At 72.9% G+C, this 12,578-nt stretch carries 12 protein-coding genes; 9 read left to right on the top strand and 3 right to left on the bottom strand.

The window, feature by feature from the left end; genetic code table 11:
- Positions 1-66: 66 nt before the first annotated feature.
- From Cba03nite_RS23055 to Cba03nite_RS23040, 4 genes are all read left to right on the top strand, one after another.
- The gene (locus Cba03nite_RS23055) at positions 67-756 is read left to right on the top strand and encodes a GntR family transcriptional regulator (protein ID WP_203749907.1); all 690 of its coding nucleotides are present in this window, start codon (positions 67-69) and stop codon (positions 754-756) included.
- A gap of 258 nt (positions 757-1,014) precedes the next feature.
- Positions 1,015-2,406, top strand: a complete 1,392-nt coding sequence (locus Cba03nite_RS23050) for an FG-GAP-like repeat-containing protein (RefSeq protein ID WP_203749905.1) — start codon at positions 1,015-1,017, stop codon at positions 2,404-2,406.
- A 149-nt stretch (positions 2,407-2,555) separates the two neighbouring features.
- Positions 2,556-5,519, top strand: coding sequence for an AfsR/SARP family transcriptional regulator (locus Cba03nite_RS23045; RefSeq protein ID WP_203749903.1), 2,964 nt, complete (start codon positions 2,556-2,558; stop codon positions 5,517-5,519).
- A 104-nt stretch (positions 5,520-5,623) separates the two neighbouring features.
- A complete protein-coding gene (locus Cba03nite_RS23040; protein ID WP_239125960.1) occupies positions 5,624-6,262 on the top strand; it encodes a M15 family metallopeptidase in 639 nt (212 codons plus the stop codon).
- On the opposite strand, the gene ybiA is transcribed toward Cba03nite_RS23040, so the two are convergent.
- Positions 6,255-6,818: a riboflavin biosynthesis intermediates N-glycosidase gene (gene ybiA / locus Cba03nite_RS23035; protein ID WP_203749901.1), complete on the bottom strand. Its 564-nt coding sequence runs from the start codon at positions 6,816-6,818 to the stop codon at positions 6,255-6,257. The genes Cba03nite_RS23040 and ybiA overlap by 8 nt on opposite strands.
- Before the next feature lie 70 nt (positions 6,819-6,888).
- Here ybiA and Cba03nite_RS23030 point away from each other — a divergent pair, with 70 nt between their 5' ends.
- Positions 6,889-7,362 carry a macro domain-containing protein gene (locus Cba03nite_RS23030; protein WP_203749899.1) on the top strand — a complete coding sequence of 158 codons (474 nt, stop codon included), beginning with the start codon at positions 6,889-6,891 and terminating at the stop codon, positions 7,360-7,362.
- On the opposite strand, the gene Cba03nite_RS23025 is transcribed toward Cba03nite_RS23030, so the two are convergent.
- Together Cba03nite_RS23025 and ssuE are read right to left on the bottom strand one after the other, a co-directional pair.
- Entirely contained in the window at positions 7,359-7,925 is a 567-nt protein-coding gene (locus tag Cba03nite_RS23025) for a DUF4291 domain-containing protein (protein WP_203749897.1), read from the bottom strand. The genes Cba03nite_RS23030 and Cba03nite_RS23025 overlap by 4 nt on opposite strands.
- Before the next feature lie 126 nt (positions 7,926-8,051).
- Positions 8,052-8,594, bottom strand: coding sequence for an NADPH-dependent FMN reductase (ssuE, locus tag Cba03nite_RS23020; protein WP_203749894.1), 543 nt, complete (start codon positions 8,592-8,594; stop codon positions 8,052-8,054).
- Between the two features lie 200 nt (positions 8,595-8,794).
- Here ssuE and Cba03nite_RS23015 point away from each other — a divergent pair, with 200 nt between their 5' ends.
- Genes Cba03nite_RS23015 through Cba03nite_RS23000 form a run of 4 tightly spaced genes read left to right on the top strand, consistent with a single transcriptional unit; the run spans position 8,795 to position 12,535 of the window.
- Entirely contained in the window at positions 8,795-9,364 is a 570-nt protein-coding gene (locus Cba03nite_RS23015; protein WP_239125959.1) for a helix-turn-helix domain-containing protein, read from the top strand.
- On the top strand, positions 9,361-10,863 hold the full coding sequence (locus Cba03nite_RS23010) for an MFS transporter (protein ID WP_203749889.1): 1,503 nt from the start codon (positions 9,361-9,363) through the stop codon (positions 10,861-10,863). The genes Cba03nite_RS23015 and Cba03nite_RS23010 overlap by 4 nt, the downstream gene beginning before the upstream one ends.
- Positions 10,802-11,533, top strand: coding sequence for a lysophospholipid acyltransferase family protein (locus Cba03nite_RS23005; protein WP_203749887.1), 732 nt, complete (start codon positions 10,802-10,804; stop codon positions 11,531-11,533). The genes Cba03nite_RS23010 and Cba03nite_RS23005 overlap by 62 nt, the downstream gene beginning before the upstream one ends.
- Before the next feature lie 54 nt (positions 11,534-11,587).
- Positions 11,588-12,535, top strand: a complete 948-nt coding sequence (locus Cba03nite_RS23000; RefSeq protein ID WP_203749885.1) for an acyl-ACP desaturase — start codon at positions 11,588-11,590, stop codon at positions 12,533-12,535.
- The last annotated feature ends 43 nt before the right edge of the window (positions 12,536-12,578 follow it).

Raw genomic sequence — 12,578 nt, 5'->3', positions numbered from 1 at the left:
ATCCTATATCATTGCCGTATCGGTAAGGTGTACTCGCTCACGACGGCGACAGTCAAGGGGTGCAAGATGGTCACACCGCCCATCTCGGGCCGCGTCCGGCCCGCGCAGCGGCTCACGCTGACTGACGACGTCTATGAATCCATGAAAACGCTGATCATGGAACACGCCATCCCGCCCGGCGAGCGGGTCAGCATCGACGGCCTCGCCCGCACCCTGGAGGTCTCCCCCACCCCGGTCCGCGAGGCGCTGGCCCGGCTGGAGTCCGACGGCCTCGTTCGCAAGCGGGCCATGTCCGGATACACCACCACGCCACTGCTCACCCGCGCCGAGTTCGACGAGCTCTTCGAGATGCGGCTGCTGCTGGAGCCCGCCGCCGCCCGCCGCGCCGCCGTGCACGCCGACGCCGAGCAGCGCCGCCGGGTCAAGGAGGAGGCCGCCGCGACCGTCGGCGTCGAAGCGGGAGACGGCTACCGGCGGCACGCCGCGTTCACCGCACTCGACGCGAAGTTCCACGACCTGATCGCGGAGACCTCCGGCAGCGGCCTGCTGCGCGAGTCCATCATCCGGCTGCACTCCCACCTGCACCTGCACCGGCTGTACTTCCCCTCGGCCGGCACCGGCGACACCGCAGGCGAGCACCGGCGCATCGCCGCCGCCATCGCCAAGGGTGACGCCGACGGCGCCGCGGAGGCCATGCACCACCACCTCACCTCCGCCCGCGACCGCCACCTCCCGGGCTTCAACACGACGCGCTGACCACCGGCTGCAAGACGCTCCGGCACGCCCGTCCACATCTGACACCAGCGCGCCCCGCGACATCCACCGCGGGGCGCCGCTATGCGTACCCACCTGCGGAAAAGGCGATCGCCGCGGCGCTGTAACGGCGGTTGCATCCCGATTACAGCGTCACTCCATCGCCGCCGTCGAATCTCTTCTGCGTCGGGCAGGGCGCCCGGCACCGCTCCCCGGAACTCCTCAATCCGGCCGGGACGCGAACCCAGAAGGGACACCCCCATGCACACGAACCTGTTCCGCCGCATCGCGACCGCGACCCTCGGCGTCGCCATGGCCGCCGGTCTCGGCATCACCGCCACCGAGATCGCCGCCCCCGCTCCCGCGCATGCCGCGTCCTCGGTCGGCGGTCAGATCAGCCGCTCCGAGGTGCTGGCGCGGGCACAATGGTGGATCGACACCTATGGCGTCATCTATAGCCAGGCCCAGGCCGACCAGAAGCCCTCCGTGACCGGCGACGTGTACCGTCCGGACTGCTCCGGCTTCGTCTCGATGGCGTGGCACCTGCCCAAGCTGGGCGGCTGGGACCGCAACACCGACAACCTGGCCACGCAGGGCGACACGGATACACTGGGAAACAGCCTGACCAATCTGCTGCCGGGCGACGCCATCCTCTGGGACAGCCCCAACCCCGGTGAGGGGCACGTGATGCTCTTCGACGAGTACGTCGACAGCAGCAAGACCGAGTTGTGGGTGTACGAGGAGTACAGCTCGAGCGCCCAGGGACGGCACGTCAAGAAGAACAGGCAGAGCCTCATCAACGGCGGCTACATCGGCTGGAGCTACGACAAGATCACCGGCAGCACCGGCACGAGCAGCGGGCGGGACTTCGACGGCGACGATCACGCGGACATCCTCGTGCGCAACGCCACCACCAAGGACCTGCACCTCTACCGCGGCGACGGGGCGGGCGGCTTCGAGACCGGCAACGGCGGCGTCATCGGCACCAACTGGTCCGCCTTCGACATGGTCGTGTCGGCCGGCGACTTCGACGAAGACGGCGACGACGACGTGATCGCCCGCAACGCCACCACCAAGGACCTGCACCTCTACCGCGGCAACGGCGCCGGCGGCTTCCAGCCCGGCACGGGCGGCGTCATCGGCACCAACTGGTTCGGCTTCGACCTGATCTTCTCGCCCGGCGACTTCGACAACGACGACCACGCAGACCTGCTTGCCCGCAACGCGACGACCAAGGCGCTGCACCTCTACAAGGGCAACGGCGCCGGCGGGTTCCAGGCCGGCACCGGCGCGTCGATCAGCAGCGGCTGGGGCGGCTTCGACACCGTCTTCTCGCCCGGCGACTTCGACGACGACGGCGACGCCGACGTGATCGCCCGCAACGCCACCACCAAGGACCTGCACCTCTACCGCGGCAACAACGCCGGCGGCTTCCAGAGCGGTACGGGCGGTGTCATCGGCACCAACTGGTTCGCCTTCGACACGGTGACCTCGGTCGGCGACTTCGACAACGACAACTACCCGGACGTGATCGCCCGCAACTCGACGACCAAGGCGCTGCACCTCTACAAGGGCAACGGCGCCGGCGGGTTCCAGACCGGCACGGGCTCGGCGATCAGCAGCGGCTGGGGCGGCTTCGACGTCATCTTCTGATCCCCCGCCGGTCCGATCGCCTGACCGCTGTATATCTCGGCCCCCCACCGACCACGATGGGGGGCCGAAAGCATCCCGTGACCACTCGGACGATTCCGGGTGGGCCGTCCGGCTCGATAGTGTGGCCGGGCACGAGCACGGGGGGCCAGGTGGAGTTCAAGCTGCTCGGACCGGTGGAGGCCTGGTCCGATGGACAGCCCGTGCCCCTGGGCGGGGCCAAGCCGAAAGCACTGCTGGCCGCACTGGCACTCGAACCGGGTCACGTGATCCCGGTCAACCGGCTGATCGACATCGTCTGGGGCGAGGAGCCTCCGGACACCGGCCGCGCGCTGATCCAGACGTACGTCAAGAACCTCCGCAAGGCCATGGCCGACGCCGGGCACCCGGAGGTCATCGTCACCGCCCCACCCGGCTATCTGCTGCGTACGCCGCCGGAGTCGCTCGACGTCAACGTGTTCACCACGCTGCTCGACCGCGCGCGCCAGGCCCCGCCCGCCGCGGCGGTCGAGTTCTACCGGCAGGCCGACGCGCTGTGGCGGGGTCCGGCGCTGGCCGGGCTGGAGGACACCGCCCTGGCCGGCGAGGCGACCCGGCTCGACGAGTGGCGGCTGGCCGCGGTCGAGGAGCGCGTCGCGGCCGAGGTGGCGCTGGGCCGGGCCGACCTCGCCGAGCTGACCGGGCTGGTCGGCCGGCACCCCACCGACGAGCGCTTCCGCGGCCACCTCATGGTCACCCTGTACCGGCTGGGCCGTCAGGCCGACGCCCTCGCCTCCTTCCGCGAGTGCCGCGACCTGCTCATCGACGAGCTGGGCGTCGAGCCGGGCGAGGAGCTGACCGGGCTGCACGCGGCGATCCTGCGCGGCGACCTCGCGCCCGCCGTGGACAGTCCCGCGCCCGCGCGGGTGCCGAGCCAGCTGCCGCCGGTGCCCTCCGACTTCACCGGCCGCGCCCACGAACTCCACGAGCTGATCGCCGCCGCCTCCGGGGTGCGCGTCATCACCGGCCAGGGCGGCAGCGGCAAGTCGACGCTGCTGGCCAGGGCGGCCCGCGAGCTGGCGCCGGCCTACCCGGACGGCCAGCTGCACGCCGACCTGCGCGGCATGAGCGACTCGCCCGCCGACCCGGGCGACATCCTGGCCCGCTTCCTGCGCGCGCTCGGCGTCGCCGACGAGCAGATCCCCGATGATCTCGGCGAGCGCGGCCAGCTCTTCAGGTCGGTGGCCGGGCCGCGCCGCCTGCTGATCCTGCTCGACGACGCCCGCAACGCCGCGCAGGTCCGGCCGCTGCTGCCGGGCAGCGCGAGCTGCCTGCTCCTGGCCACGTCCCGGGCCCGGCTCGGCGGGCTGGAGGGCGCCACGGTGAGCGAGATCGGCACCATGGACGACGCCGAGGCGATGGACCTGCTGGCGCGTATCGTCGGCGGCGAGCGGGTCGCCGCCGACCCGGTCGCCGCCGGGCGCATCCTCACCCACTGCGGCAATCTGCCGCTGGCGATCCGGCTCGCCGGGGCGAAACTCCTGTCGCGGCAGCGCTGGCCGTTGAGCCTGCTCGCGGACCGGCTCGGCGACGAGAGCCGGCGGCTGTCCGAGCTGTCCGCCGGCGATCTGTGTGTACGGGCCAGCATCGAGCTGAGCCACCAGGGTCTGTCCCCGCGGGAGTCGGCGATGCTGCGCCGGCTGGGCTACCTCGGGCTGCCGGACTTCTCCATCTGGGTGGCGAGCTGGCTGCTCGACATCCCGAAGGCCGACGCCGACGGGCTGGTCGAGGCGCTCGTCGACGCGCAGCTGGTCGAGTACGTGGGCGTGGACGCGTTCGGCAACCTGCGCTACCGCATGCACGACCTGGTCCGCCTCTACGCCCGGGAGCGGGCCGAGCGGGACGAGCCCAGGCAGGACCTCGTCGACGCGGTCGCCCGCACCATCGGCGGCTGGCTGTCGCTGATCGACAACCTGGGCGCCGCCGCGCCGCCGGAGGACGTGAGCTGGCGGTACACGCTCAACGAGACGTACCGGCCGTCGGAGCAGATGGCGGCGCGGGCCTCGGCGGACCCCGGCGACTGGTTCGCCGCCGAGCAGCAGTCGCTGACCGCGGGCGTGGAGCGGGCCGCGGCGCTGGGCCTGCACGAGCTGGTCTGCGAGGTCGCCTCGGCCCGCTACGCGGCGGTGACGTCGGGCACGAACCGGTTCGAGGTGAGCAACCGGATCAACCAGGCCGCGCTGAGCGCGGCGCGGGCGGCGGGCGACGCGCGGCGCGAGGCGGTCATGCTCGCCGAGCTGGGCAAGCTGCGCTACTACCAGGACCGCTACGTCGAGGCGCGGCACTTCTACACCGAGGCGCTGATGAAGTTCCGCGAGGTGGGTGACCTGCAGGGTGAGGCGGCGACGCTGGCCGGGCTGGGCACCGCCTGCCGCGAGCCGGGTCACCTGGTGGAGGCGCTGCACTTCCTGGAGCAGGCGTGCACGCTGCTGCGCGGCCTCGACGACCGGCCGGGGCTGGCGTACGCGCTGCGCATGACCGGGTCGGTGCACCTGGAGCTGGGCGACTACGCGAAGGCCCGGTCCACGCTGGACGAGTCGCTGCGGGCCTACCGCGACACCGGCAACGCGCGCGGGGAGGGCTTCACCCTGCGCACCCTCGGCCTCTACCACCGGGCCCGCGGCGAGTACGCCGACGCGGTGGACGCGTGCGAGCGGGCCGCACAGGTCTTCCGCAAGCTCGGCGACGAGCACATGGAGTCGTACGCCGTGCGTTCGCTGGCCAAGGCGCGGCTGCGGATGGGCGACGCGGCGCGGGTGCTGGAGCAGCTCGAGTGGGCGCTGTCCACCTGCCAGAGCCTCGGCGACCGGTTCGGGCAGGCGGCGGGCCTGCGCGCGCTCGGCGAGGCGCACCTGGAGTTCGGGCACGCCGACCTGGCCGAGAGCTTCCTGCGGGCCGCATACGAGATCTTCGACTCGGACAACACGATCCTGTGGGCGGCACGGGTCCAGCGGGACCTCGCCCGGGTGCACACCGTCCGGGGCGACGAGGCCGCCGCCGCGCAGGCGCGGGAGCAGGCGCTGCGGGTCTTCGCCGACCACGGCGCGCGCGAGCATGCGGAGCTGCTCGGCGGCTGACCGGCGCTGCTACAGAAGAATTCCAGCGCCTGGCTTCACGATGCGATCTCGAACCGGTTCGCCCTGCGACGGCACCGGCCGTTCCCGCGTCGAAAGGCACCCCCATGTCCGAGATCATCCTGCTGTCCGACCCCGCCGTCGCCGCCGTGCCCGTCGCCGAGTGCGGTGAACCGCTGGTCGACCTGCGTACGGTGCGTGCGCTGCGGATGGATGACCGGTTCGCCGGCGCCGACGGCGCGTACGCCCGGGTCCGCCTCGGCGTGGCCGACCGGCTGGTCAACGCGCAGACCCTGCTGCCGGCGGGGATACGGCTGCTGGTGCTGGAGGGCCACCGGCCCGCGGCGGCGCAGGAGCGGCTCTTCGCCGCGGCGGTGGCCAGGCTGCGCGCCGAGCGCCCGGACGCCGACGACGCCTGGCTGCGCGGGGCGGCGGCCGTGCACCACGCGCCGCCGGCCCTTGCGCCGCACGTCACGGGCGGTGCCGTCGACCTGACCCTGGTCGGCCGCGACGGCGCCCCGCTGTGGATGGGCAGTCTGGTGCACGATCCCGACCCCGCGCACTGCCCCACCGGCTGCGACGGCGTCGTCGGCGACGCGAGAGGCCACCGTGACCTGCTGACCGGTGCGATGCGACGGGCGGGCCTGGTGAACTACGCCGCGCAGTGGTGGCACTGGTCGTACGGCGACCGCTACTGGGCCCACCTGACCGGCGCGCCCGCCGCCCGGTACGGCGAGGTCAGCTGAGGCCGGCGCCGCCGAGCCGGTCGCGGGCCTCCATGAGGGCGAAGCCGAGCAGGTTGAGGCCGGGCCAGCGGCGCGGATCCCAGGCCGCGTCGTCGCGGGCGGACAGGCCGATGCCCCACACCGCGTCGACCGGGCTCGCCTCCACCAGCACCCGCTGCCCCGTGCCCAGCAGGTACGCGCGCAGCGCGTCGTCCTGCCCGAACTTGGCGAGGCTGCCCGCCACCACGATGCCGAACCGCTCCCGCTCCCAGACCGCCTGGTCGAACCCGCGTACCTCGCGGCCCAGGCCCTTGGCCTGCTGCGGGTGGTCCACGGCCAGGATGCGGGCCGCGGTCGCGGCATCCCGGAACAGCGTCGCCTTGCGCCACATCATGTAGTGCTCGGCGCTGGCGAACCCGTGGCCGTCGGCGGTGAACGCGGCCGGCCACCACTGGCTCAGGCAGCCCTGGCCGACACTGCCGTCCGGCTGCGGCTGGTGGCCCCAGAACATCAGGTACTTCGGCTTGCGACCGGCCTCCACCAGGGCCGTGAGGTCGGCGACGGTACGCGGTGACATGCGCGCCAGCCTGCCCGAGCGGCCCGGAAAACGCGAGCGGGTTGTCACCGGCCGGGCGCAGAATGGCGCCGTGAGCACGCTGACAGTCATCAAGGGCGACGCGACGAGCCCGCAGGCCAAGGGCCCGAAGGTGATCGCGCACGTGTGCAACGACGCGGGCGGCTGGGGCAAGGGATTCGTGCTCGCGATCTCGCGGCGCTGGCCCGAGCCGGAGCGCGACTACCGGCGCTGGCACCGGGAGCGGGCCGGCAACGACTTCGGCCTCGGCGCGCTGCGCCTGGTGCAGGTCCTGCCGGACACCTGGGTGGCGAACATGGTCGGCCAGCGGGGCACCAGGCGCGGCAGTTCCGGGCCGCCGGTGCGGTACGAGGCGATCGAGGCGTGCCTGGCGAAGCTCGCGGTCGAGGCGAGGCGGCTGGAGGCGTCGGTGCACATGCCGCGGATCGGCTGCGGCCTGTCGGGCGGCAGGTGGGACCGGATCGAGCCGCTCGTCACCCGCACGCTGCTCGCCGCCCGGGTGCCGGTGACGGTCTACGACTTCTAGACCAGGGGGTACGGGCGCTCGACCGGCAGCAGCCGGGTCGCCGCGTCCAGCTCGCGGGCCTGCACCAGCGCGTGGATCTCGTGGGCCAGGGCGGTGGCGTCGGTGATGCCGGCGGTCCACTCGTCCACGTAGGAGTCCACGGCGGTGCCGGACAGGCCGAGCTGGATGGCCCGATGTGGCAGGGGCCGGTGGTGCAGGTCGCGTTCGGGGTCCCACTGGACCCGCACCGGCGAGCGCTTGAGCGCCCGCTGCCAGTCGGCCTGCTGCGGGTATACGCCGGGGTCGTGGTGGCTGGGCACGGCCTGGTGGACGGCGGCGTCGAAGCCGTCGCGCCGCAGCCGGATCGCGAGCACCCGCTCCTGGTCGGGCTTGGTCCCCCAGCCGCAGCGGTACATCATCCACAGGAACGAGGGCTTGATCCAGGTCATCCGGTCGCGGCGATACCAGTCCGGGAAACGTCCCAGGGCGAGCGCGGCGTCGCCGATCTCGGGGCGGTACGCCTGGTAGACGGTGATCGTCTCGTCGTCGAACACCGCCCTGATCTGCCGGGTGGGTGTCGTCATGGCCCGCATGATCCGGCGGCCGAACGGCCCCTGTCGACCGGATTACGCCCGATGATCGCTGGTTCGTGTCGGAACCCTTGGTCAGACCGCACTTCCTGACACGATCTCGTGATCATGCCTGCCGGCTCACGCGGAGACCGCGGCCGCCTTGGCGGTGAGCGCGTCGGCGAAGGCGGCGACCACGCCGTCGAGCAGGCTGCGGGCCGGTTCGGCGATGACGGCGCCGCCGTCGGGGCCGTCACTGATCAGCTGGTCGTGCACGAAGTAGCCGGGCAGCACGTGGGTGGCGCCCATCGTGGTGAGCACCGGGCGCAGCGCGTAGTCGATGGCGAGCACGTGGGCCACCGTGCCGCCGGTGGCCAGCGGCAGCACCGTCTTGCCGGCCAGGGCGTACTGCGGCAGCAGGTCCAGCAGCGCCTTGAGCACCCCGCTGTAGGCGGCCTTGTAGACGGGTGTGGCGACTATCACGCCGTCGGCGCGCTGGAGCCGCTCGGCGATGTCGAGGATGACCGGGTGCCCCGGGTCGCAGCCGAGCAGGACGTCGGCGGGCAGCTCGCGTACCGCGATGGTGTCGATCTCGGCGTCGAGGCTGTTCGCGACGCCTGCCAGCACGCGGGCGGTGCGCGAGGACGGCGAGGGCGAGCCGCTGATCGCGACGACGACGGCCACGTGTCTCCCCCTGTCCGGTAACTGCCGCAGCCACCGTATCGCGCCGCCAGCACCCCCGCACCGACGATCTTGCGCGAACTGTTGCCCTTTCGCGGCTTCTGCCCGTGTCGCACCCACAATCCACGCAAGATCGCCGCGCCAGAGGGAGCTATGCAGAATTTCCTTTGCAAAGGGAATTCTGCATGGGCTACCGTGCGGGCATGAGTGATGGGGTGCGGCAGGTTGGGGACGTGGGGGCGCTGAAGGCGATCGCGCATCCGCTGCGGGCGCGGTTGCTGGGGGCGTTGCGGGAGCACGGGCCCGCGACGGCGACGGAGCTGGCGAAGCGGTTCGGCACGGACAGCGGGTCGACCAGCTACCACCTGCGGGTGCTGGCCGAGCACGGGTTCATCGAGGAAGCGGGCGGGGCGGGACATCCGCGCGCGCGGCGCTGGCAGGCGGTGCACCGGGTCAACGAGTGGAGCGCCACCGCGATGGCCGCGACCGAGGAGGGGCGTACGGCTTCGGCGGTGATGCGCCGCCAGCAGGCGCAGATCCTGCTCGACGACCTGGATGGATTCGAGGCGGCGCTGCCCGCGCTGCCCGAGGAGTGGGTCGAGGCGTCGGGCGTCGGCGATCTCCTGCTCCGGCTCACCCCGGAGTCGGTCAGCGCGCTGTGGGCACGGTTCTACGCGCACGCGGACGAGCTGGCCGCGCAGGACGCCGCCGACCCGGCCGCGCGGCCGGTCAGCATCGTGGTGTCGGGCCTGCCCCGGACGGCCCGCGCGTGATCACGGCGGACTCGGCGCGGCGCCGGTACGTCGCGATCTCCTTCCTGACCTGGCTGCCCGTCGGGCTGTACCTGGCGCCGATGGTGCTGCTCATGCTGGAGCGCGGGCTCAGCCTCGGCGAAGTGGCCACCATCGGGGCGGTGTACTCGGTCGCCATCGTGGTGCTGGAGCTGCCCACCGGCGGGCTGTCCGATGTGCTCGGGCGGCGGCCCGTGCTGCTCGCCTCGGCCGCGACCGGGCTGGGCGGGCTGCTGCTGCTCGGCCTGGGCGGCTCGCTGTGGCCGCTGGCCGCGTCGGCGATGCTGCGCGGGGTGGCCCGCGCGCTGTCGTCCGGACCGGCCGAGGCCTGGTACGTCGACGCGGTGCACGCCGCCGCGGGCCGCGACGCGGACCTCGCCCCCGGCCTGGCCCGGGGCGGGATGGCCGCCTCCGCCGCGATGGCCGTCGGCGTGCTCGCGGGCGGCGCGATCCCGTTCCTGTGGCCCGCCGGTCCCGGCGGCGCGACCGGCGGATCATCGGCCGTGGCCGGGGACGGACCGACGGTCGCTGGATCTGCGGCCGTGGCCGGGGACGGATCCTCGATCGCCGGATCAGCGGGCGTAGTCGGCGACGGATCCTCGATCGCCGCATCAGCGGGCGCAGCGGGCGGCGGATGGTTCGCGAGCGTGCCCGGATTGGCCGTTCCGGTGCTGCTCGCGGTGGCGTGTCAGCTGGTGCTGCTGGTCGTCGTCGCGGTGGCGATGCGGGAGCAGCGCACCGTGCGGCCCGGTCTGGGCGAGGTGCTGCGCGGGGTCCCGAGCACGGTCGCGGCCGGGCTGCGGCTGGCCGGGCGGGATCACGTGCTGGTCCGGCTGCTGTTCATGTCGGCCGTGTCGGGCGTCGCGCTGGCCGTGATCGAGCTGCTCACCCCGGCTTGGATGGCGGTGCTCGCGGGCGGGCCGGGCGGCGGGGTGCTCGCGTATGCGCTGGTCGCGGCCGTCGGCTTCGCCGCCGGGGCGGCGGGTAACGCGCTCGGTGTGCCGCTGGCCCGGTGGCTGGGCGCGCCGGGGCGGGCCGTGGCGGTGTGCCTGCTGGCGGCGGCGCTGGCGCTGGCCGGGCTCGCCGGGACCGCCTCGCTGACCGGGCTGCCCGGTGTCGTCGCGGCCGGTGCGGCGTACCTGCTGATGTTCGTGGGGCTGGGCGCGATGGTCGCGCCGGTCGGGCAACTGCTGCACGACCGGGTCGGCGCGGACGAGCGGGCCACGGTGCTGTCGGTGGACTCGCTGGTGCTGCAGCTCGGTGCGGGCGCCGGGTCGCTGGCGCTGGGCTGGCTGGCCACGGCGCGCGGGCCGGGCGCGGCGTTCGCGGTGTCGGCGCTGCTGCTGTGCCCGGCGGCGGTGCTGCTGTGGCATGTGCCGCGCCGTATCCGCGCCGGGCGGCTGGCTCTAGTGTTACGCCATGGCCGACCGCATCTACCCGCCCGTGATCGCCCTCGCGAAGACCGCGTTCCGCGTCCTTGACCTGCGGATCGACCTACGCGGGGCGGAGCACGTGCCGACCTCGGGCGGCGCGGTGCTGGCCTGCAACCACATCAGCTACCTGGACTTCATCCTGTGCGGCTTCGCCGCGCAGCCGTCCAAGCGGATGGTCCGGTTCATGGCGAAAAAGGAGATTTTCGAGCACCGCATCGCGGGACCACTGATGCGTGGGATGCATCACATCCCGGTGGATCGCGAGGCGGGGCTCGCCTCCTACAAGGCGGCGCTGGCGGCGCTCAAGGACGGCGAGATCATCGGTGTCTTCCCTGAGGCCACCATCAGCCAGTCCTTCACCGTGAAGGAGATCAAGGGCGGCTCGGCGCGGATGGCCGCGGCGGCGGGGGTGCCGCTGATCCCGATGGCGCTGTGGGGCCCGCAACGCCTGTGGACCAAGGGCCGCCCGCGCCGGATCGGGCAGCGGCACATCCCCGTGACGCTGCTGGTCGGCGAGCCGATGTACCCCGGCCGGCGAGACAAGTCCGAGGTCGTGACCGCCGAGCTGCACGCCCGGATGCAGGCGCTGCTGGACCGGGCGCAGGCCGACTACCCGGACAAGCCGAAAGGCCCCGAGGACTCCTGGTGGCAGCCGGCGCACCTCGGCGGCACCGCTCCCACCCCCGAGCAGGTCGAAGACTCCGCGGACGAGGACTGACTACGGCACCGTAGGTTACGGTACCGTAGTTACGAGCCCACCCCAGGAGGACGCGTGACCACCGGAAACACCGACACCACGACCAAGCTGCTGCTCGATCTGGAACCCGTGGTGGAGGCGAACCTCAACCGGCACCTGGCCACCGCCAAGGAGTGGTTCCCGCACGAGTACGTGCCGTGGAGCCAGGGCCGCGACTTCGACGGCCCGATGGGCGGCGAGGCCTGGGAGCCCGGCCAGTCGAAGCTGTCCGAGGTCGCCCGCACCTCGCTGATCGTGAACCTGCTCACCGAGGACAACCTGCCCAGCTACCACTACGAGATCGCGACCCGGTTCGGCCGCGACGGCGCGTGGGGCACCTGGGTGCACCGGTGGACCGCCGAGGAGGGCCGGCACGGCATCGCCATCCGCGACTACCTGCTGGCCACGCGCGCGGTCGACCCGATCGCGCTGGAGCGGGCCCGGATGACGCACATGGAGGGCGGCTTCGAGACCGACCACCCGGACGTGCTCGGCGCGCTGGCGTACGTCTCGTTCCAGGAGCTGGCCACCCGGGTCTCGCACCGCAACACCGGCCGCGTCAGCGGGGACCCGGTCTGCGACGCGCTGCTGGCCAAGGTCGCCGCGGACGAGAACCTGCACATGCTGTTCTACCGCAACCTGCTCACCGCCGCGTTCGAGCTGGCGCCGGACGACACCATGGCGGCGATCACCCGCGTGGTGAAGAACTTCCAGATGCCCGGCCACACCATCGAGAACTTCGGCCGCAAGTCGGTGCAGATCGCCGTGGCCGGCATCTACGACCTGCGCATCCACCACGACGAGGTGGTCATGCCGGTGCTGCGCCAGCTCAAGGCCCTGGAGCGCGCCAACCTCTCCCCCGAGGGCGAGAAGCACCGCGAGGAGCTGGTCGAGTTCCTCGCCGAGCTGGACCGCCAGGCCACCCGCTTCGAGGACAAGCGCGCCGCCGCCCAGGCCCGCGCCGCCGCCCGCACCGCCGCCTGACCCCCACCGCCCACGCCTCGTCGCGTTGATCATGAACTTATGG

Origin of the sequence: Catellatospora bangladeshensis, from assembly GCF_016862575.1 — a bacterium.
GTDB classification, from domain to species: domain Bacteria; phylum Actinomycetota; class Actinomycetes; order Mycobacteriales; family Micromonosporaceae; genus Catellatospora; species Catellatospora bangladeshensis.
Note: the sequence above shows the minus strand (reverse complement) of the source record. Positions and strands in the feature narration are given on the sequence as shown.